The sequence below is a fragment of the Mesorhizobium sp. M0898 genome (assembly GCF_040319695.1).
Lineage (GTDB): Bacteria > Pseudomonadota > Alphaproteobacteria > Rhizobiales > Rhizobiaceae > Mesorhizobium.
In genome coordinates, this window is record NZ_JAMYOE010000001.1 from 48,906 (window position 1) to 69,249 (window position 20,344).

Consider the following 20,344-nt stretch of genomic DNA (forward strand, 5'->3'; position numbering starts at 1 on the left):
TTCAGCGCAATACGCTCTGCCGCAGCTTTTTGCCGCTTTCGACCATCGGATCGGGCGTCTCCAGGTGGAATATCGAACGATATATCTCGCTGTGCTTGGCAAGCTGGTCATGCGTTCCAGCATCGACAAGCTGTCCGGCGTCAAACACGAGAATACGATCGGCCGCCTTGATTGTAGACAGCCTGTGCGCAATGCAGATCACTGTGCGCTGAAATGTGTTGTCGAAGGCTGCCTCCATAACCGCCCGTTCGTTTTCACCGTCAAGCGCGGATGTCGCTTCGTCATAGACGATTACCGCAGCATTCTTGAGCAGGGCGCGCGCGATGGCAACGCGTTGTTTCTGGCCGCCGGACAGGTTGGTGCCGCTTGGCCCGACAAGCGTGTCGAGCCCGTTTTCGAGCGCCGAAGCAAAGCTGGTGACCCGGGCGAGGTTCGCAGCGGACTCGATTTCCTGATCCGTGGCATTCGGGCGGCCGTCGCGAATGTTGTCGCGAATCGAGCCTTCGAACAGGAAGACGTCCTGGGATACCAGTGCGATGTTATCGCGAACGTCGGCCAGGCTGATCTTCGAAATGTCCTTTCCGTCGATCAGGATCCTGCCCTTGTCCGGCTCCATCAGACGCAGGATCAGATTGACGATGGTGGTCTTGCCGGCGCCGGAGCGGCCGACGATCGCCAGCTTCTCACGAGGTCGCACGTCGAAGGAAACACCCTCGAGCGCGGGGCTGTTGCCGTCATAGGAAAAGGCCACATCTTCAAAGCGGATACCACCATCGACGTCGGTCAGACGCTCGCCCGCAATCGCGAGTCGCCGCTGCTCGGGCGTGTCGATCAAGTCATACATCTGCTCGACGGCGACCATTTGCTTCTGAATGTCGACATTGACCCGGGCCAACCGCTTGGCAGGCTCATAGGCAAGCAGGAACGCGGTAATGAAGGCCATGAATTCGCCGGGCGTCTTGCCGTTGCCGAGGGTCTGCCAGCTGGCGTACATAACGAAAAGCCCGATGATCACGCCGCCGCCGGTCTCCATCAATGGGCTCATCAATGCTGACGTCCGGTTGATCTGGATGCCACGTCTTTCCATCTTGCGGACGGCCTTTGCAAAGCTGGCGACGGCCTTGTCCTCGAGCTGGAAGGACTTGATGGTGCGGATGCCTTCGACGGCTTCCGTGCCGATCGACTGGACCTGCGCGGCCAATTCCGTCTCGCCCCTCGCCAGCGCCTTGAGCTTCCTGGTTATCGCGCCGACTGACAGGAACAGCATCGGCAGAACCGCCACGGATATCAGCGACATCACCGGGTCCTGCTTGACCATGACGCTGGCCAACGCAATCAGGGTCAGCAGATCAGAGACGGCGCTGCTCGTGAGGGTGAGAATAACGGTCGCCCCGGCGCGCGCGTTGAACATGATTTTGGAGATGAATTTTGCCGGATGCTGGTTCGCGAAACGGCTGATGTCGAAACGCACCATTCGAGAAAATTGCCGGTTTTGCAGGTCCGAAACGATAGCCCGGCGAATCTTTCCCGTTGTGACGGTCTGGCAGTAGGCAGCTATGCCCTTGACCAGGAAAATGCCGATGATGACGACGCTGATACCCGATACAGCGGCAGCATCTCGCTCGACATAGATGGTGTTGATCATGACTTTCATGATCCAGGCCGTCGCGCCGACCGCGGCAGCAGCAGCGATCGAGCACAGCAAACCTGTCACATACAGCATCTTGTGCGGCGGCAGATTTTCGCCAATCAGACGCTTGATCAGCGGATATGCCGGGACCGTTGACACTCGTTTCTTTGCAATCATCTTGTCGCCGCCCGTTGCGATCCCGTCCGGTCTTCGTGTTGTCTTGAAGCACGAGACGGTTTCGATCACCTGTCTGTGGCTTCGTTCCCGACCGCAGTCAATGCCGAACCGGATCCTTGCACGTCATCGGCTTATGACTGTCGGTCCCTCGCGTCCGAGCATAGCGGATCCCAGCCACGCGGCTCTTGCGCCATTCGCCGTCGGCCGCGCTATGCCCGGTCAGTGTTTCGCGAGGACCATGAGATGGCTTCCAAGAGGCGATGTGTGATTGCTTTTGATTGAAAAGCCCACATCCGAAAGCACCGCGATCATCTCCTTATCCTTGCCAGGAGGGACGCGGGCAACGATCGTTTGAGCACGCCCGGCGATATCGCACAGCACGCGTCGCGCCTTATCCGCGCCGAGGCTCCACTGCATGTGATGGTAGACCGCCAGCAGCATGACGATGTCGTACTGCGGTTTGAGAACATTTTGCAGCTTCCGGCTGCCAAGATCGAGACAATCGAACTGGCTTTGGACCGGACAACCCAGGAAGATCATCCTGGCCGTCTCGATATGCGGCTTGAGAATGTCGATCCCATGGATCGAACTCGGTCCTAGCTTGGATATCTCATAGGCGACAATACCCATGTTGCAGCCAACATCGAGAATGGATTTCCCGGCGTAGTCGACCTCTGCTGAGAATAGGCCGTCCAGTCGGTCGTCCCACGTTCCCTTGAATCTCTTTTGCTTATTTGACCACCACAAATCATTGTTCTCCAAAAACGGCGCCGGACTGGTTTCCTTGACGGAGGGGACTGTGCGCCCGGCCTAACTCGGTCTAGTAGCTGGCGCGCAAACGACACTGTCCTGAGCGTCCTGTAAACGCAACCGCGGGAGAAAGGAACTCCTGATCACAGCATCCTGCGAAGACGTTTCGGTAAGTTGACGAACACCCGGCCCGACAAATCGACATACTGGTTGGAAATGGCAACGTCGCTTGGCGCCCCTATCCGTGCCTGCCCTCGAGTTCCTGAAACGCACGATAGCCCGGGCCGGCACACGCAGGGACATAAGTAATGCCCCGTAGGCAAGGCAAGCCATATTTGTTCTTGCTTTGTGCCGGCAGCTATGCTACTAATTTGGCTACGGTGCTGATTTGCACTAACGACCGTCTTGCCGCGACATGCGGTTTTTCAGCCAGGCTCGATCAAAGCTCGCCCGCATCGCGGGGCTTTTGGCCAATCACGGCCGAGTGCCGGCCTTTTCGGCAGCTTCCGAGAATGGAAATCGGAAAAGCAGCTTTCGGTTCTCGTCGCAGATTTCGAAGGAAAGACCTGTCAGGACCGGGCTGCCGCTGAGCAGGCCCTCGGCCAGGATTTCCTTGGCCGAGGCCATTGCGTTATCCTGAGCCGCGGACAAACCGTCCAACTCCTGACCCTCGAAATCTTCCGTCAAGCGGCCCTCATTGTTTCGGAAATGGAAAAAATATCTCGGCATGGCTGCTCCGGTCGGTCGGTTTCTCTAATGCATGTCGCGCAAAACTGTGCAGCGGTTTTGCGGCAACGACATGCACAAAAACAGGCACTTACAGCGCATCGCATGAGGCCGATCGACGCGATGCGCATTAGTCGCGAGCGCCTCAGGAACAGCGTCGGATTTGTGCACGACAGCAACGTGCGATTTTGGCGTTGGGATTCATGGCATTTAGGCCTTCATGCGTCAGGTCGATCGAACAGCACCCCCAGCCCGTGTTCGAACGCACATGCCGCAATCATGTCGTCCAGGACTTTTCCGGAGGCCGGGCAATTCGGCATGACAGCCCTGATCGCGATCTCAGCCGCTGCGGTGGAAACCGCATCGTGGCGCCTCTTCCTGGTCTCCATGTATTGCTCGAGCAGAATTTTCAGGCGCCGCGCGGCAATCTCGTCAACGACCATCGTTCTCCCTCGATTCGGCACAATCCGTCTTCCGGGTCTGTCCTCCGGATGAAGGTCCGCTGCCATTGGGTAGCAGCGGACCACTCGGCTGGGTGAGCCAATGACCCGAGGCGGGGGTGTCTCGGACCGACACCACAATAGCTTCGGCAGGCCACTCGTTCCACAGACCGCTGTCGTTGGTAATTTTCGTACACTGAGCATTGCCGCAGACAGTCTGCGACGGTGGGATTTTTGCGTTATGCCCGTAGCCTGATAACCGGATCAGCTTCGGCTTCGATCGACATAGTTGTAGATGCCCGCGCCGATCGCGACCGCTCCTACAGTGATCAGAATCGATGGCACACCCATTAACGTGGCGATGATCCCCCAGACAATGGCGACGGCAATTGCGCCGGCCGTTCCCAGCACCAGTCTAAGCCGTTTCGACATTTTCCGTTTCCCCCAAAGTGCATCTTCCTTTTTTCTGGTCGAAATACCGCAATGCGGCAGCATTGTCTGCGCTTTGTTCAACTTTTTTCGCCGCCCTGAGCCCGACCGCTGAGGCGTAAGCGATCCGTATGCGGCCTTGTTGCAAATACCCGCTCGACAATCAGGAAGCTTGGGCGCGAGCCCGAGAAGCGAGGCGTCAGAAAGCGAGGTATCTATGCAAAATTTTCGGAATTTACTCCGGTTCTCGATCATGGCCATGGCGGCCACGACAACCGCAATAGTGATCACCGGCCTTACCCCCGAGACGACCGAAGCGAATTTGATTTGCCATAGGTTGGTCTGCAAGAAGGCGAGCAATGAACACAGTGCTTTCGGCACCAAATATCAGCGCAAATGCACCTGCGAAAATACAAACGAGGGCGCCAACAACCATCGCTCGCCACACAACCTCAACAACAGGCCCATCGGTGGCTCAAGCAGCAGCAGTGGTTCGAGCGGCACCAGCAGTTCGAGCGGCAGCAGCGGTTCGAGCGGCAGCAGCGGATCGAGCGGCACCAGCGGTTCCAGCGGCACCAGCGGTTCGAGCGGTAGCAGTGGTTCGAGTGGCACCAGCAGTTCGAGCGGCAGCAGCGGTTCGAGCGGCAGCAGCGGTTCGAGTGGCAGCAGCGGTTCCAGCGGCAGCAGCGGGTCGAGCGGCAGCAGCGGTTCAAGCGGCAGCAGCGGTTCGAGCGGCAGCAGCGGCTCCAGCGGCAGCAGCGGTTCGAGTGGCACCAGCAGTTCAAGCGGCGGCAATGACGGAACAAGCAGCGGCGGCTCAAGCGGATCGAGCGGTAGCAGCGGATCCAGCGGCGGCAACGACGGGACAAGCAGCAGCGGATCCAACGGCAGCGGTGGAGTGTAGCGGCTGCTCAAGTGGCACCAGCGGCGGCGGGTGGGCACACTACGTGACCCGTCGCGGCCGCCGACGACGATCAACCCTCATGCAACGGGAGTAGCAGCTTGACGCTCCAACCGAAATCCGCGACCGCGCCCCTCACCGGCCTTGCAGGACTGTTTGGTCTTGCGCTGGCCGTCGGAGTGCTCGTCAACAGAAGCTGGCCTGTACATTTGCAGGCCATGACTGTCATTGCAGCTACCGCGGCAGCGATGATCGCGGTCGACACGGCCTATTTCCAGACGTTCCGGAGGCGTTCGACGGGATTGCAGGCGAAGCCGATGCGAGTGCTTGAAGTCGAGCGCGTCGTGCGCAAGCTTATCGGCTTCATCGTCACGCTCACGACCATTGCCGCAGTCTACTGGATAGTACCGGAATACCGGCGCGGGTTTTACGCCCCCTACTGGGCGGCGCTTTACGACACCTTGCCGGCGCTGCTCGTCGCCGCGCCGTTTTATGTTGTTTATGTCGACCGCCGGCAGACCGATCCGGAAGATTCATATGCCGAAATCGGTGCATTCGTCCTCAGCGGCGCCGTGCCGCAAAGGACCGAGCAGATACGCCAGCACGTGCGGAGCTGGATCGTCAAAGGCTTCTTCCTGCCGCTGATGTTCGTCTATCTGTGCTCCACACTGGGTTCGATCCTTGCCGGGCTGGAACAACCGTATCGATTCGACATCATGCGCTGGCACGCTTTTGCAATCGATCTCCTGTTCATGGTGGATGTTCTTGTCGCGGTCGTCGGCTACGTCTTCACGCTGCGCGTCCTCGACAATCATATCCGCACGGTCGAGCCCACCGTATTCGGCTGGCTGGTTTGTCTTGCCTGTTATGAACCCATCAACGCCGCCACCCGTGCCTACCTGAACTACGAAACGGGCGCCAACTGGACGGCGGTGATGCCCTCACCGGCGCTCCAGGTTTTCTGGGGATCGGCGATCCTCTTCTGCATCTTGATTTTTGTCTGGTCCACCGTGAGCTTTGGCCTGAGATTTTCCAATCTCACCAATCGCGGAATCATCACCTGCGGACCGTATCGCTGGATCAAGCATCCGGCCTATGTTTCGAAAAACCTCTCCTGGTGGCTGGTCTCCCTACCTTTCCTCACCGCCGCAGGACCCGCTGAAGCGCTGCGGCACTCCGCCATCCTGCTCGCGCTCAATGCCATCTACGCACTCCGCGCCATCACCGAGGAATGCCATCTGTCACGCGACCCCGATTACGTCGCCTATCGCGATTACATCAGCGAAAACGGCGCCGTTGCTCAGCTCAAACGACTGTTCGCGAAAGCGAGTCGGTCGCCGATCAGGCGCTCAGGCTGAATGCCCTTGCTCGGACCATCTGCGGCAGCTGGCCTATCGCCTCAAGGCGTGATCGCGATGCCGATCCTCGCCGCTCATCGGCAACGGCCGATCGCCCTCGAGCAGGCGGGTGATCCGGGCGAAGCCGGCAAAAGCCTTTCTCGCTTCCTCGGCCGACATCCGGCCGGCCATGGCCGCAGCGCAGCAATTCACGGCGCACTGGTAAACCGGCCCGCGCCGCCCGGCCGGCCATTTTCGCAAGAATGCCATCGCTTCGGCAACGCTGTCGATCTCCTCCACGGGCTGTCCCTGTCCGCGCAAAATCCGCACGGGCGAAAAGAATTGCAAGCGGTCCATCATTTCCTCCCCGTCGACCGGATGCGTGCGATCGAACCCCACTAAACTCGCGAACCCGACTTTGGTTCCCGGCAAAACATGGCTTGGCCTGAAAAATGTTTGCTGGACGAGACGAGCAACGGTCGACGCGCCCGGCAGCTCCAATTGGGTGACATCTTGCCCCAATTGGGTGGCATCTTGCCATTGTACGGGAACGTTAGCGCGGCTGATGCATTTCGATGCCACGAGCAGTCTTTTTGAGGGAAATGCCAAAACATGAGAATAGCCCATGTGGCGCCGCTCCATGAATCCGTGCCACCCCGGTTCTATGGAGGGACGGAGCGCATCGTCTCCTATCTGACCGAAGGATTGGTCGAGCTTGGCCATGACGTGACCCTGTTCGCCAGCGGCGATACCAAGACGTCGGCGAAATTGGTGGCGTGTCGCGAGCGCGCGCTCCGTCTCGATCCGCGCCCGCACAAATCCGAAACCGCGGCGCATCTCTCGATGCTCGCCGAGGTGAGGAGCCGTGCGCAACAGTTCGACATCATCCATTTCCATCTCAGCCACTTCCTGCATTTTCCTTTCTTCGAACACATGCCCGACCGGACGGTGACGACACCGCATGGCAGGCTCGACTATGTCGACCTGGCCCCGGCCTACGAACATTTTCCGCGCTTTCCGATGATCTCGATTTCGTGTAGCCAGAGAACCGGGCTACCCAGGGCAAATTGGCTGGCGACCATCCATCACGGGCTACCGATCAATACGTATGAGCCGACTTTCGAGACGGAGGTGGACGAGCCGTATCTGGCCTTTCTGGGCCGGCTGTCGCGCGACAAGCGCCCGGACCGTGCCATTGAGATCGCCTTGCGCTCCGGGCTGAAACTGAAGCTTGCGGCAAAGATCGGCGACGACGACCGCCCTTTTTTCCACGACACGGTCGAGCCGCTGATCGACGGCGACCGTGTCGACTATATCGGCGAGATCGAAGAGGACAGAAAAGCGGAATTCCTCGGCAAGGCGGCCGGCCTGCTGTTTCCGATCGATTGGCCGGAGCCGTTCGGTCTTGCCGCGATAGAGGCTATGGCCTGTGGCACGCCGGTGATCGCCTGGAAATGCGGTGCCCTGCCGGAGATCATCGACCACGGCGTGACCGGGTTCCTTGTCGATACGGTCGATGCTGCGGTCGCCTCGATACCGGAATTGCTGCGCCTCGACAGGCGACAGGTGAGAGCCGTGTTCGAAAACCGTTTTTCTGCCACGAGAATGGCCCACGACTATGTGGCTGCCTATGCGCGCCTGATCGGTACTCCCGGTGAAGCGAGAGCGTCCTGATCGGCGTCATTGTGGACGTTGGAAACGAAACGACAGAGCTTGTGACGTATGAATCAACTCGACGAGCGTAAGCTTGATCCCGCCGTAGCCCTTGCCTCCCTCGACGAGGTTGCGCCCCGGGAGCCGCACCGGCTGTTCGCCCTCAAGCAAGCCGACTGCTTCGCGGTGGCCGACGCCTATGGCGACATCCGCGGCGCCGGCGATGGCTTTTTCCGAGACGACACGCGTGTGCTTTCGGAATTCCGGCTGACGGTCGGTGGCCGGCAAATGTCGTTGCTCGGCGCCTCGCTCAGCCAGGACAATGTGCTTTTCACCTCGAACCTGACCAATCTGCCGATCCAGAGTGTCGGTGGTCGCGACATTCCGCAGGGCGCGATCCACATAGAACGCGTCAGGCTGCTTTGGCAGGACCGGCTGTTCGAGCGCATCACCCTTTCCAACTACAGCCAGGAATCGTCGGCCATTCGGGTTTCCTTGCATTTCGCAGCAGATTTCCGCGACATGTTCGAGGTGCGCGGTTCGACCCGGCTCAAGCGCGGAATAGCCCACGCCGCCGAGACCAGTCCGACATCCGTGGTGCTTCGATATGACGGGCTGGACCAACTCGTGCGCCTGTCGGCGATCTCGTTCTCGCAGGCGCCGGACAATTTGACCGCCAGCCGCGCGGATTTCCTGGTTGCGGTGACGAAGCGCAGCAGCGAGGTCCTCTATATCGAGGTCGGCCCGGAAGTGGCGGAGACACCCGACCGCGACCGTTTTCGGGCTGCAGCCGCCCGCGCTCGCTTCGGCATGCGCGCCAAACGCCGCCACGGCGCGACGGTGCACAGTTCTGGCCGCGTCTTCAACGACTGGATCGAACGCGCGCGCGCGGACGTGGCGCTGCTGACCACCGAGCTTGCAACCGGACCTTACCCCTATGCCGGCATACCCTGGTTCTCGACGGCATTTGGCCGTGACGGGGTGATTTCCGCATTGCAGATGCTGTGGTTGAATCCTGGGCTGGCGCGCGGCGTACTCGCCTTTCTCGCCCAGCATCAGGCGACCGAAACGTCGCCGTTCAGCGATTCGCAGCCCGGCAAGATCATGCACGAGACCCGCAAGGGCGAGATGGCGGCACTGCGGGAGCTCCCGTTCGGCCGCTATTACGGCGGCGTCGATACCACGCCGCTCTATATTCATCTCGCTTGCGCCTATGCGGATCGTACCGGCGACATGGCGTTCGTCGACAGCCTGTGGCCATCGCTCTGTGCAGCGGCCGAATGGACGGAGGAGACAAGCCGCGCGACCGGCTTCGTTACCTACCAGCGCGGCGCCGAGACCGGCCTTGCCAACCAGGGCTGGAAGGACAGTTTCGATTCCGTCTTCCATGCCGATGGCCGCATGCCCAAGGGGCCGATCGCCCTGGTCGAGGTGCAAGGCTACGTCTTTGCCGCGTTCCGTGGGCTGGCGGCGCTCGCCCGCCGCCGCGGCGAGGACGACAAGGCCGATCATTGGGAGGAACGCGCCGAAACCATGCGCGCCGCGGTGGAACGCCATTTCTGGATGGACGATCTCAATTTCTATGCACTGGCGATCGACGGTGCAGGCGAGCTCTGCAAGGTACGGACGTCGAATGCCGGCCATCTTCTCTTTGTCGGGCTGCCCGAGCCGGAACGGGCGCAGATGGTCGCCGATCAGCTGCTCTCCGCGTCGTTCCACTCTGGTTGGGGCGTGAGGACGCTGGCCGACGATGCGATATTCTTCAATCCGATGTCCTACCACAATGGTTCGATCTGGCCGCACGACACCGCCATGTGCGGTGCAGGCCTGGCACGTTATGGCGTGCGCGACAGCGTGGTCCGGCTGATGAGCGGCACGTTCGAATCGGCTGTCCATTTCAACATGCGGCTGCCTGAACTGTTCTGCGGCTTTACCCGGTCGCCGGGCGAAGCGCCCATCGCCTATCCCGTCGCGTGCCTGCCGCAAGCCTGGTCAGCGGGATCGGCCTTCATGCTGATGCAGGCCTGCCTTGGGCTCGAAATCGACGGCTGGAACAGCGAAATCCGGGTCACCCGCCCAAGGCTGCCGATCGGCATCGACACGCTGACATTGCGGCATCTGGGTGTCGGCTCGACAGTGGTCGACCTCACATTCCAGCGTGTCGGCGACCGGGTCGTTGCCTTTCTCGCCGATCGGTATGAGGGGATGGTGCCGCTCATCGTGCGCACTTGATGCCGCCGCGCTGCGGCGCATCGAAAATGACGCGCGCGTTGCAATCGTCCGGAACCGATAGCCTCTTTGTGCGTTGCAAAAATGGGCGGGGTGGGGACGCTGTCGTTGTCATACGGCGGCGAACCAGAAAACAAATAAAAAAACGGCTATCGGCCGGCCGGAGGCGAGATCACATTCCATGTCAGATTATACTGTAAACCTGCTCTGGGTTTTGCTGATTGCAAGTTTTGGCTTTTCCGCTTTTGCCATTCTCCTGTCGATATCCCGCCAGCGCCGCGGTCGCGCAACGGCCGCCGCATACACGCCGAGCGAGGATGTCGCCTCGGAAGCGGCACGCAAGGTGCTGCGCGAGTTCGAAAAGAACGGCCAGTCCGCCGATGCGGCACTGGTCACGTGGTCGCCGGACACGTTGCGCAAGATCCTGGCCGACGACCTGCCGGACGCACAGGTCATCGTGGTGTCCAACCGCGAACCCTACATCCACAACATCAAGGACGACGGGGTCCAACTTTTGGTGCCGGCCAGCGGCCTGGTTTCGGCACTCGAGCCCATCACCCGCGCCTGTGCCGGCACCTGGATCGCCTATGGCGGCGGCACGGCAGACCGCCTCACCGTTGACAAGGACGACCGGGTGCAGGTGCCACCGGGCAATCCGTCCTACACGCTGCGCAGGGTCTGGCTGACGGAGGAGGAATATCAGGGCTATTATCTGGGTTTCGCTAATGAGGGCCTATGGCCGCTTTGCCATATCGCCTTCACCCGCCCCGTGTTTCGCGCCTCGGACTGGGATGCCTACGAGGCCGTCAACCGCAAATTCGCCGATACGGTGGTTGCCGAAGCCCGCAACGAACGGCCGATCGTGCTGGTGCAGGACTATCATTTCGCGCTGCTACCGCGCATGATCCGCCAGCGCCTGCCGGACGCGATAGTCATCACCTTCTGGCATATCCCGTGGCCTAATTCGGAAGTATTCAGCATCTGTCCGTGGCGTGAGCGGATCCTGGAAGGACTGCTCGGCAGTTCGATCATCGGCTTTCATACCCAATTCCATGCCAACAACTTCACCGAAAGTGTCGACCGCTTTCTGGAGAGCCGGATCGAACGGGCAGACGCGGCAATCTCCTATGGTGGGCAGACCACATTGGTCCACGCCTATCCCATTTCCATAGAATGGCCGGCCCAATTGCTGGCAAAACTGCCGTCTGTGGAGGAGTGCCGCGCCAGCGTGCGCGACAGATTCGGCCTGTCTGCGGATACCAAACTATGCGTTGGCGTCGAGCGCCTCGACTACACGAAAGGCATTCTCGATCGCTTCCATGCCTTGGACGAATTGTTCACGAGATATCCCGAATGGATAGGCAAGGTGGTTTTCCTGCAGATCGCCGCGCCGAGCCGGGGGACATTGCCCGCCTACCAGCAACTCCACGACGAATGCCGCCGCTGTGCCGAGGAGCTCAACCGGCGCTATGGCAGCGAGACATACAGCCCTATCCTGATGGTCGCCGAACATCATCGGCAGGAGCAGGTCTACGAGGTCTATCGTGCCGCCGACATCTGTATGGTCACCAGTCTGCATGACGGCATGAACCTTGTCGCCAAGGAATTCGTCGCAGCGCGCGACGACGAACAGGGCGTGCTTTTGCTCAGCACCTTCGCCGGTGCCTCGCGCGAATTGCTGGAAGCACTGATCGTCAACCCCTACGATGCGGCCATGATGAGCGAGGCGCTGTTGCAGGCGCTGACGATGACGCCGGAAGAGCAGCGCGAACGTTTGCGGCCGATGCGCGAGATGGTCCGCGACAACAATGTCTACCGCTGGGCCGGCAGCATGCTGCTGGACGCCGCGCGCCTGCGCAAACGCGGCGATCTCGACAGGGTGACCGGAACCGGCGAGCGCCCGCCATCGAACACCAACAACGTCATCTCGATGTTCGAGCGGGCTCGGAAGGCAGCGTCGTGAAAAGCTTTGAACAACCACCGGCGTTGAACCTGTCGGAAGGGCAATGGGCGCTCTTTCTCGACATCGACGGAACCCTGCTGGAACACGCTGCCCATCCCGACGCGGTGTTCGTCGGCGAGGAATTGCGCAATCTGCTCGAACGCATCGAGCGGCGGCTGGATGGTGCGGTCGCCTTCATCACAGGCCGATCGATTCCCGCCGTGGACAAGCTGTTCCACCCGCTGAAGCTGCGGATTGCCGGACTGTATGGGCTGGAGCACCGGCTGACGCCGAGCGGTCCGATCGATGCCGCCGACGCGCCGGCCGACATCGCCGCCCTTGCGGACGAGATCGAGGCCGAACTGGGCAGCGGCAAGGTCTATGTCGAGCGCAAGGGGCCGGTCCTTGCCGTTCATACAAGAGCAGCACCGCAACTGCTTGCACCCGCAATCCAGCTCGTCGAACAGGCATTGGCCCGGCTTCCGAAGGGTTATCGGGTGCTTCCGGGAAACGCCGGCGTCGAGCTCATGCCTTTGGAAGCCGTCAAAGGTGCTGCCATCCGGCGTTTCATGGACATTCCGCCCTTTGTTGGCCGGCGGCCGATATTCCTCGGAGACGATACATCGGACGAACACGGTTTCGAGGCGATCAATGAAATTGGCGGCATCTCCATCCGCGTGAAGCCGAACGGACCGACGGCCGCAACCTATGTCCTCGACGACGTGACGGGCGCAATAGCCTGGCTCGAGGCCAGTTTCGAGACGTCGGCGGTGGCCTGATCGCGCCGTGGCCCGGTTCAGCTGATCTTCCCGTCCACCATGTGAATGCGGCGATCCATGCGTGCGGCCATGTCGAGGTCATGCGTGACTGCCACGACCGTCTTGCCGCGTTCGCGCACCAGATTCTGCAGGATTGTGAACACCTGCTCCGAGCTCTTGCTGTCGAGGCTCCCCGTCGGCTCGTCTGCCAGGATAGCCACCGACAGCGATGGAGGAGAGTTGATGAGTAGGAAATCGCGCGCTTCGACCGATGCCGTTCTCAAGGAACTGCGCGCCTTCGGCCTCACCTATCCAGGCGCCGAGACAAAGAGTCCGTGGCCTGGTCACGACGATCTCGCGGTGAAAGGCAAGACCTTTGCTTATTTGAGCCTTGAAGGCGAACGGTTCAGCATCTCCCTCAAACTCCCCTACAGCGGCGACGAGGCGAGAAAGCTCCACTATGCGTCGCCGACGGAGTACGGCCTTGGCAAGAGCGGATGGGTGACGTTCGAACCAGCACCGGACGAACTGCCACCGATGGGACAACTGAAGTCATGGCTCGATGAGAGTTATCGCGCACAAGCGCCCAAAAAGCTTGCCGCCCTGATCACGCACAAGGTGGACTCTGGAGCTTAGGTCGAGCGATTGGTGTCACCCCACGAATCGCCGGCGCTAGAAGCTCAACGACGCCACGCCGATAAGCGCGTTTCTCATTGAATGACTTTAAGCCCAAAGCCGGCAAATCGTCTGCTTGCCGGTTCCCCTGCGTCAGGCTTAACCTGCGTGCCATGCGTGGAGGCGCGTGCGGTTGCAAGGGGAGGACATAGCAATGACAATACAAGGCGCATCACCGGACCTGTACAATGAGGATCTCGCTCCGGCGAAGGTTCGAAACTGGGGACCGTTCTCGATCTTCAACGTCTGGACGTCGGACGTCCACAGCCTGTGGGGCTACTATCTCGCTGCCAGCCTGTTCCTGTTCTGCGGCGGCTTCGTCAACTTCATCATCGCCATCGGTATCGGTTCGCTGATCATCTATGCGTTGATGAACATGGTCGGCTATGCCGGCGTGAAGACCGGGGTGCCCTACCCGGTCCTGGCGCGTGCTTCCTTCGGCATCTGGGGCGCCAACATACCGGCGCTGGTGCGCGCCATCGTCGCCTGCTTCTGGTACGGCGCGCAGACGGCGGCCGCCTCCGGGGCGATCGTAGCCCTGCTGATCCGCTCGCAATGGTTCGCCGACTTCAACCAGAGCACCCATTTCCTCGGCCACTCCGGGCTCGAGGTGATCTGCTTCGCCGTCATCTGGGCGCTGCAACTCCTGATCATCCAGAAAGGCATGGAAACGGTGCGCCGCTTCCAGGATTGGGCCGGACCGGCGGTGTGGGTGATGATGCTGATCCTGGCGATCTATCTTTGCATCAAGGCAGGCACCTTCGCGTTCACCAGCGACATCCCGATGGATGTGCTGCTGGAAAAGACAAAGGACGCGGGCGTGCCGGGCACGCCGGGCTCCTGGACCTCGCTGTTTGCGGTGGCCGCGATCTGGGTGACCTATTTCTCCGCGCTCTATCTCAACTTCTGCGATTTCGCGCGCTACGCCCCCGACAAGGCATCGCTGCGCAAGGGCAACATCTGGGGCCTGCCGGTCAATCTTATCCTGTTCTCGCTGGTCGCCGGCGTCACCACGATCGCCGCCTTCGACGTCTATGGCGAGGTGCTGCTGCATCCCGACCAGATTTCGGCGAAATTCGACAGCTGGTTCCTGGCGGCGCTCGCAGCCCTGACCTTTGCGGTGGCGACGCTCGGCATCAATGTGGTGGCGAACTTCGTGTCGCCGGCCTTCGACTTCTCCAATGTCTTTCCACGCCAGATCGACTTCAAGAAGGGCGGCTACATCGCGGCGCTGATCGCGCTGGTGCTCTATCCATTCGCGCCCTGGGAAGGCAGTGCCGCCTCCTTCGTCAACATCATTGGCGCGACGATGGGGCCTATCTTCGGCGTGATGATGGTCGACTATTACCTGATCCGGAAGGGCGAGGTCGACGTCGAGGCGCTCTACAGGGAGAATGGCGAATTCCGCTTTCAGGGCGGCTGGCATGTCAATGCCTTCATCGCCGCCGGTATCGGCGCGGTCTTCTCCTCGATCCTGCCCAATTTCACCAGCCTGCTGCCGTCATGGTGGGGCGTCTATGGCTGGTTCTTCGGCGTGGCAATTGCCGGCGTCATCTACTACGTGCTGCGCACGATGGCACTCGGTGCCGGAGCCAGGATAGCCAAGGCCTGAGCGATTTGGGGCGGCGCGAGCCGCCCCGTTTATTCTGCGACCATCTTGGCCAGGCGGCGCACCGTATTCCAGTTGCGCGAGGTGCCGATGCCCAGGCGTTTGTGACTGACCGCCGCAAGCAGCCGCGAACTCGGCGTCTCGCTGGAAAAGACGATCCAGATGTCGCCGCCGACAATCCGCAGCTTCTCGTCCTTGCCGGCATACGCCTCAAGCGCCGCGGCGGTCTCGGCGGGAACGGGCGCCCGCATCACGCGCACCGCCACCTGGTCCGCGGCCTCAGCCGATTCGGCTGGGAACGGATTGCCGGCCGCCATCCTCAGCCAGCCGTCGGCGCGGCGCACGATGATGTCGACGTGGCGGCCGAAAGTCTTTGCGAACGCCGCCTCCAGCCGCTGCTCCAACGCCGCAAGTTCTGTTTCTTGCGCCTCGAAAACCAGATTGCCGGTCGCCACCAGCGTGCGCGGGTTATTCAGACCCAGGCCTTCGGCCATCGCCTTCAGATCGGACATGACGACCCGCCGCCCCTCGCCCAGGACAATGCTGTAGAGCAGCGCGACGTAAGTTTGCATGGGCGGCTAGTTAGACCAGCCGCGACTGCTCTACCGCCGCCTCGATGAAGCTGGCAAACAGCGGGTGCGGATCGAGCGGCCGGCTTTTCAACTCGGGATGGTACTGCACGCCGATGAACCAGGGGTGGTCGGGATATTCGACCGTTTCCGGCAGCACGCCGTCCGGCGACATGCCGGCAAACACCAGGCCGCAATCCTCGAGCCGCTCCTTGTAGTCGACATTGACCTCGTAGCGGTGGCGATGGCGTTCGGAAATCTGGGTGTCGCCATAGATCTCGGCGATCTTCGATCCCTTGGCGAGGTCGGCCTGGTAGGCACCGAGCCGCATGGTACCACCAAGGTCGCCGGTTTCCCTGCGCTTTTCCAGCATGTTGCCCTTCAGCCATTCGGTCATCAAGCCGACAACCGGCTCCTCGGTTGGACCGAACTCGGTCGATGATGCGTGCTCGACGCCGGCCAGCGAACGCGCCGCCTCGATGCAGGCCATCTGCATGCCGAAGCAGATGCCGAAATACGGCACCTTGCGTTCGCGCGCGAACTTCGCCGCCAGGATCTTGCCCTCCGAGCCGCGCTCGCCAAAACCGCCGGGGACGAGAATGCCATGGACCTTCTCCAGCCACGGCGCCGGGTCTTCCTTCTCGAATATCTCGCTTTCGATCCAGTCGAGCTTGACCTTGACCCGGTTGGCGAGGCCGCCATGCGACAGCGCCTCGATCAGCGATTTGTAGGCGTCCTTGAGGCCGGTATATTTGCCGACGACGGCAATGGTCACTTCGCCTTCCGGATTGTGGATGCGGTTGGACACCGCTTGCCACCGTTCCATGCGCGGCTTCGGCGCCGGATCGATGCCGAAGGCCGCCAGCACTTCCGAATCCAGCCCTTCATTGTGATAGGCCATCGGCACGTCGTAGATATGCGGGACGTCGAGCGCCTGGATGACGGCGCTTTCGCGGACATTGCAGAACAGCGACAGCTTTCTGCGCTCTTCCTTGGGGATCGGCCGGTCGGCGCGGACCAGCAGTATGTCGGGTGCAATGCCGATGCCGCGCAACTCCTTGACCGAATGCTGCGTCGGCTTGGTCTTCAGTTCGCCTGCCGTCGGAATGTAAGGCATCAAGGTCAGGTGGACGTAGACGGCGTTGTTGCGCGGCAGGTCGTTGCCGAGCTGGCGGATCGCCTCCAGGAACGGCATCGCTTCGATGTCGCCGACGGTGCCGCCGATCTCGCACAGCACGAAATCGTAGTCGTCATTGCCGTTGAGGACGAAATTCTTGATCTCGTCGGTGACGTGCGGAATGACCTGCACGGTAGCGCCGAGATAGTCGCCGCGCCGCTCGCGCTCGATGATGTTCTTATAGATGCGGCCGGTGGTGATGTTGTCCTGCTGGTTGGCCGAGCGGCCGGTGAAGCGCTCATAATGGCCAAGATCGAGATCGGTCTCGGCCCCGTCATCGGTCACGAAGACTTCGCCGTGCTGATAGGGCGACATCGTGCCGGGATCGACATTGAGATAGGGATCGAGCTTTTTGATGCGTGCGCGATAGCCCCGCGCCTGCAAGAGAGCCCCAAGGGCCGCTGCAGCAATGCCTTTTCCAAGTGAGGAAACCACGCCGCCTGTGATGAATACATATCGCGCCATGGGAGTCATCGCTTAACGCGGCCGAATTGATTCCGCCAGAGAAAAAACCGCCGCGAAGGCTTTTTCCCAAGAAGGCGCTCTGGTCGTTGGCGTATCAAAACAAAAGGGCCGGCGAGGCCGGCCCTTTTGGCACGATCTGTCAAAGCGTCAGATGATGACGACTTTGGTGCCTACTTTCACCCGGCGGTAAAGGTCCATGACGTGCTCGTTGATCATACGGAAGCAGCCATTGGAGGCGCTGGTTCCGATTGACTGCGGCGCGATGGTGCCGTGAATGCGCAGGTGGGTATCTTTCTTGCCGTCGTAAAGATAGATGGCGCGCGCACCGAGCGGATTGTCGCCGCCGCCGGGCATGCCGTCCTTGTACTGGCCATAGTGCTTGGGTTCGCGCTTTTGCATATCCAGCGTCGGAATCCAGCGCGGCCATTCCTGCTTGTCGCCGACGGCAACCGTACCCTTGAACTGCAGGCCTTCCCGGCCGACCGCGATGGCATAACGGCGGGCGGTTGACGATGATTCGACGAGGTAGAGACGACGGGCGCTGGTATCGATGACGATGGTGCCGGGGTTGTAGCCGGTGAATTCGACCTCCTGCGGCACGAATTCCGGCTTGACCTTGAACTGCCGCTTGGCCTGCTTCCTTTCGAGCGCGGCGTCGAGCGCGCGTGTTTCCGGAAGCAGCGACATCGACGAAGAGGATGTGCCGCCGAACAGTCCCGCGAACAGCCCGACGCTCTGCGGCTTCTGCCCGACCGGTTCGCTGCGCAACTCGCCATTGTTGCCGGTCAGCGCAACGTTCATGGCCTCGGCCGGGATCGGCTCGGCCGACTGGATCGGCGCAATGGGCGTAATCGGTTCGATGATGTTGACGGTCTTCTTCTTGGCCGGCGTGGCGTCAGCCACCTTGGCCGTTGCGAGCGGCTGGCTCTTCTTGGCAAGGAACGCCTGGCGTTCCGCATCGGCTTTGGCTTTCGCCGCCTCGCGCATCGCCAGCTTCCTGGCTTCGAGTGCCTTGGCGCGAGCGGCGTCCTTGTCGGCTGCGATCTTGGCTTCGATCTTGCGGATCTGCGCAAGGTCGTCCGGCGTCGGATCTTTCTTCTTCTTGAGAAGCTTCAATTGCGCTGCATCGCTTTTGGCAGCGACCTTGACGACGTCGGTTGTTGTTGCGGCTTTGTGGGCCGAGTTTGCCGTCGGCATGGCCGCGAAAGCGGGCGCACCTAGGCTGAGCACGGCACAAAGGCCGGCAAAAATGAAGCTGCGAAGCTGCATGGGGAAGATCCGATCGTTCAATGCTTGTTGCCCACGGCGTCGCCCGGCGCCCCCCAAGGACGCCGAGAATGCCGCGTGCAACGTATAATCGATTAGCCGGAAGCGCCTCAAGCGTGAGGCGCAGTCGAATCTTCGTGATCGTGCGGCATTTGCCGCGACTGTGTTCAAACGACAACAGATCGCGGCATAAGTTGCCCTATTACTGGTTGGGGACCTGCGGCGTAGCCGGCGCGGTGGCGCCGTTTGTCGCTGGCGGCGTCGCCGGAGCGGTTGGCGGCGGCGTCGTTGCCGCGCCATTGCCGGACGGCGGGGTCGGCGCCGTGGTGCCCGACGGCGGCGTCGGCGTCGTGGTTCCAGGCAATTGGTTGAGTACGCCCTTGCCTGCTCCGTCCGAGGTCGCCGGCACGCGATCGAGAATGTCGATCGGCTTCTCGCCATAGCGCGCAACGATCGACAGTGTCAGCGAAGTGACGAAGAAAGCGGCAGCCAGGATCGCCGTCGCCCGCGTCAGCGCATTGGCGGCGCCACGCGCGGTCATGAAGCCCGATCCGCCGCCGATGCCGAGGCCGCCGCCTTCGGAGCGCTGCAGCAGCACCACGCCGACAAGCGCGAGCACGACCATGAGGTGGACGACGATCAGTACGGTTTCCATAATTTACCCTGGCAAGGCCTTGTGCGGCCGCTGATTTGGAGGCGGCTCAATACAATGCTTTGACGGCATTTCCAAGCCCGTGGCCGGAATATGGGAAGCAATGCGTCCTTTGCAACGATTTCGACGCCGGCCGTCCGCTCAAATGCAGCAACCAGCCCTTGTATCAAGCGATGTTTCGATAGGCTTCCGCGATGCCGAGGAAGTCCGCCGCCTTTAGGCTGGCGCCGCCGACCAGCGCGCCATCGACATTCCTGACGCCGAGCAACTCGATGGCGTTGGACGGCTTGACCGAGCCGCCGTAGAGAATGCGCATCTTGGCCGCCGTATTGCCGAGCTTCCGTGCCAGTTCTTCGCGGATATGCGCATGTGCCTCGGCGACGTCGGCGGCGGTCGGGGTCAAGCCGGTCCCAATCGCCCATATTGGCTCATAGGCAATGACGGTGTTGGAAGCCGTGGCGTTTGGCGGGACCGAGCCAGCGACCTGGCGCGACAGCACGTCGAGCGTGGCTCCTGCTTCTCGTTCGGCTCTTGTCTCACCAATGCAGATGATGGCCACCAGCCCGGCGCGCCATGCGGCGGAGGCCTTGGCCTGGACCAAGGCATCGTCCTCCTTGCGATCGGCGCGGCATTCGGAATGGCCGACGATGACATGGCTGGCACCTGCATCCTTCAGCATCTCGGCCGAAATGCAGCCGGTATAGGCGCCGCTCTCCTCGGTGTGGCAATCCTCTCCGCCGGCCCGCACCGGCGTGCGCGACAGAATCTCGGCGGCGTGCGCAAGCAAGGTCGCCGGCACGCAGACCACCGCTTCGGTCTCGGCGTCGAGCCCACTCATGAAGCCGTTGCCGATCATCCTGATCTCGTTGAGCGAGGCGCTGGTGCCGTTCATTTTCCAGTTGCCGGCGACGAGCGGGCGGATTCCAGTGGTCATGGGATTTGTTTCTCCGGGCAATTTC

The 20,344-nt window shown here is 61.3% G+C and carries 19 protein-coding genes and 1 pseudogene; 7 read left to right on the forward strand and 13 right to left on the reverse strand.

Annotated elements, in window-relative coordinates:
- Nucleotide 1: 1 nt before the first annotated feature.
- The 6 genes from NKH90_RS00270 to NKH90_RS00295 all read right to left on the reverse strand — a co-directional run bounded on the left by NKH90_RS00270 (nt 2) and on the right by NKH90_RS00295 (nt 5,067).
- Entirely contained in the window at nt 2–1,789 is a 1,788-nt protein-coding gene (locus NKH90_RS00270) for an ABC transporter ATP-binding protein (protein ID WP_352685742.1), read from the reverse strand.
- A 237-nt stretch (nt 1,790–2,026) separates the two neighbouring features.
- Nucleotides 2,027–2,569: a class I SAM-dependent methyltransferase gene (locus NKH90_RS00275; protein ID WP_352502411.1), complete on the reverse strand. Its 543-nt coding sequence runs from the start codon at nt 2,567–2,569 to the stop codon at nt 2,027–2,029.
- 462 nt (nt 2,570–3,031) lie between these two features.
- Entirely contained in the window at nt 3,032–3,286 is a 255-nt protein-coding gene (locus NKH90_RS34765; RefSeq protein ID WP_352977186.1) for a DUF6894 family protein, read from the reverse strand.
- Nucleotides 3,287–3,501: 215 nt separating this feature from the next.
- Complete coding sequence (locus NKH90_RS00285) at nt 3,502–3,726, reverse strand: hypothetical protein (protein WP_352502409.1); 225 nt, start codon at nt 3,724–3,726, stop codon at nt 3,502–3,504.
- 261 nt (nt 3,727–3,987) lie between these two features.
- On the reverse strand, nt 3,988–4,533 hold the full coding sequence (locus NKH90_RS00290) for a hypothetical protein (RefSeq protein ID WP_352816459.1): 546 nt from the start codon (nt 4,531–4,533) through the stop codon (nt 3,988–3,990).
- Between the two features lie 6 nt (nt 4,534–4,539).
- Nucleotides 4,540–5,067, reverse strand: a complete 528-nt coding sequence (locus tag NKH90_RS00295; protein WP_352816462.1) for a hypothetical protein — start codon at nt 5,065–5,067, stop codon at nt 4,540–4,542.
- Between the two features lie 87 nt (nt 5,068–5,154).
- Between NKH90_RS00295 and NKH90_RS00300 the strand changes: the two genes are divergently transcribed.
- A complete protein-coding gene (locus tag NKH90_RS00300) occupies nt 5,155–6,411 on the forward strand; it encodes a methyltransferase family protein (RefSeq protein WP_352816464.1) in 1,257 nt (418 codons plus the stop codon).
- A gap of 33 nt (nt 6,412–6,444) precedes the next feature.
- Here NKH90_RS00300 and NKH90_RS34770 read toward each other — a convergent pair whose 3' ends face one another.
- On the reverse strand, nt 6,445–7,017 hold the full coding sequence (locus tag NKH90_RS34770) for a DUF982 domain-containing protein (RefSeq protein WP_502893790.1): 573 nt from the start codon (nt 7,015–7,017) through the stop codon (nt 6,445–6,447).
- Between NKH90_RS34770 and NKH90_RS00310 the strand changes: the two genes are divergently transcribed.
- The 4 genes from NKH90_RS00310 (at nt 7,003) to otsB (ending at nt 12,993) form a co-directional block, all read left to right on the forward strand.
- On the forward strand, nt 7,003–8,064 hold the full coding sequence (locus NKH90_RS00310; RefSeq protein WP_352540549.1) for a glycosyltransferase family 4 protein: 1,062 nt from the start codon (nt 7,003–7,005) through the stop codon (nt 8,062–8,064). The genes NKH90_RS34770 and NKH90_RS00310 overlap by 15 nt on opposite strands.
- A gap of 48 nt (nt 8,065–8,112) precedes the next feature.
- Nucleotides 8,113–10,275: an amylo-alpha-1,6-glucosidase gene (locus NKH90_RS00315; protein ID WP_352540550.1), complete on the forward strand. Its 2,163-nt coding sequence runs from the start codon at nt 8,113–8,115 to the stop codon at nt 10,273–10,275.
- A 178-nt stretch (nt 10,276–10,453) separates the two neighbouring features.
- Nucleotides 10,454–12,235, forward strand: a complete 1,782-nt coding sequence (locus NKH90_RS00320; RefSeq protein WP_023674969.1) for an alpha,alpha-trehalose-phosphate synthase (UDP-forming) — start codon at nt 10,454–10,456, stop codon at nt 12,233–12,235.
- Nucleotides 12,232–12,993: a trehalose-phosphatase gene (gene otsB / locus NKH90_RS00325; RefSeq protein WP_031211298.1), complete on the forward strand. Its 762-nt coding sequence runs from the start codon at nt 12,232–12,234 to the stop codon at nt 12,991–12,993. The genes NKH90_RS00320 and otsB overlap by 4 nt, the downstream gene beginning before the upstream one ends.
- Nucleotides 12,994–13,010: 17 nt before the next feature.
- Here otsB and NKH90_RS00330 read toward each other — a convergent pair.
- Nucleotides 13,011–13,220: pseudogene (locus tag NKH90_RS00330) on the reverse strand (ABC transporter ATP-binding protein); the annotation flags it as partial.
- On the opposite strand from NKH90_RS00330, the gene NKH90_RS00335 reads away from it, so the two are divergent.
- Nucleotides 13,216–13,608, forward strand: a complete 393-nt coding sequence (locus tag NKH90_RS00335; protein WP_352613817.1) for an MmcQ/YjbR family DNA-binding protein — start codon at nt 13,216–13,218, stop codon at nt 13,606–13,608. The pseudogene NKH90_RS00330 and the gene NKH90_RS00335 overlap by 5 nt on opposite strands.
- A gap of 193 nt (nt 13,609–13,801) precedes the next feature.
- A complete protein-coding gene (locus NKH90_RS00340) occupies nt 13,802–15,259 on the forward strand; it encodes an NCS1 family nucleobase:cation symporter-1 (protein ID WP_352474257.1) in 1,458 nt (485 codons plus the stop codon).
- 29 nt (nt 15,260–15,288) lie between these two features.
- Here NKH90_RS00340 and NKH90_RS00345 read toward each other — a convergent pair whose 3' ends face one another.
- From NKH90_RS00345 to tpiA, 5 genes are all read right to left on the reverse strand, one after another.
- The gene (locus NKH90_RS00345) at nt 15,289–15,828 is read right to left on the reverse strand and encodes a DUF1697 domain-containing protein (protein ID WP_352795444.1); all 540 of its coding nucleotides are present in this window, start codon (nt 15,826–15,828) and stop codon (nt 15,289–15,291) included.
- Nucleotides 15,829–15,838: 10 nt separating this feature from the next.
- Complete coding sequence (gene pyrG, locus NKH90_RS00350; RefSeq protein ID WP_352448839.1) at nt 15,839–17,467, reverse strand: CTP synthase; 1,629 nt, start codon at nt 17,465–17,467, stop codon at nt 15,839–15,841.
- A 147-nt stretch (nt 17,468–17,614) separates the two neighbouring features.
- Entirely contained in the window at nt 17,615–18,736 is a 1,122-nt protein-coding gene (locus NKH90_RS00355; RefSeq protein ID WP_352685756.1) for a L,D-transpeptidase, read from the reverse strand.
- Nucleotides 18,737–18,935: 199 nt separating this feature from the next.
- On the reverse strand, nt 18,936–19,388 hold the full coding sequence (gene secG / locus NKH90_RS00360) for a preprotein translocase subunit SecG (RefSeq protein ID WP_352474262.1): 453 nt from the start codon (nt 19,386–19,388) through the stop codon (nt 18,936–18,938).
- Between the two features lie 163 nt (nt 19,389–19,551).
- Complete coding sequence (gene tpiA, locus NKH90_RS00365) at nt 19,552–20,319, reverse strand: triose-phosphate isomerase (RefSeq protein ID WP_352474263.1); 768 nt, start codon at nt 20,317–20,319, stop codon at nt 19,552–19,554.
- Nucleotides 20,320–20,344: the final 25 nt, after the last annotated feature.

Coding starts and splice junctions, on each gene's coding strand:
- NKH90_RS34765 (WP_352977186.1), bottom strand. CDS start 3,286: ATGCCGAGATATTTTTTCCATTTCCGAAACAATGAGGGCCGCTTGACG.
- NKH90_RS00285 (WP_352502409.1), bottom strand. CDS start 3,726: ATGGTCGTTGACGAGATTGCCGCGCGGCGCCTGAAAATTCTGCTCGAG.
- NKH90_RS00310 (WP_352540549.1), top strand. CDS start 7,003: ATGAGAATAGCCCATGTGGCGCCGCTCCATGAATCCGTGCCACCCCGG.
- NKH90_RS34770 (WP_502893790.1), bottom strand. CDS start 7,017: ATGGGCTATTCTCATGTTTTGGCATTTCCCTCAAAAAGACTGCTCGTG.
- NKH90_RS00315 (WP_352540550.1), top strand. CDS start 8,113: ATGAATCAACTCGACGAGCGTAAGCTTGATCCCGCCGTAGCCCTTGCC.
- NKH90_RS00320 (WP_023674969.1), top strand. CDS start 10,454: ATGTCAGATTATACTGTAAACCTGCTCTGGGTTTTGCTGATTGCAAGT.
- NKH90_RS00335 (WP_352613817.1), top strand. CDS start 13,216: ATGAGTAGGAAATCGCGCGCTTCGACCGATGCCGTTCTCAAGGAACTG.
- NKH90_RS00340 (WP_352474257.1), top strand. CDS start 13,802: ATGACAATACAAGGCGCATCACCGGACCTGTACAATGAGGATCTCGCT.
- NKH90_RS00345 (WP_352795444.1), bottom strand. CDS start 15,828: ATGCAAACTTACGTCGCGCTGCTCTACAGCATTGTCCTGGGCGAGGGG.
- pyrG (WP_352448839.1), bottom strand. CDS start 17,467: ATGGCGCGATATGTATTCATCACAGGCGGCGTGGTTTCCTCACTTGGA.
- NKH90_RS00355 (WP_352685756.1), bottom strand. CDS start 18,736: ATGCAGCTTCGCAGCTTCATTTTTGCCGGCCTTTGTGCCGTGCTCAGC.
- secG (WP_352474262.1), bottom strand. CDS start 19,388: ATGGAAACCGTACTGATCGTCGTCCACCTCATGGTCGTGCTCGCGCTT.
- tpiA (WP_352474263.1), bottom strand. CDS start 20,319: ATGACCACTGGAATCCGCCCGCTCGTCGCCGGCAACTGGAAAATGAAC.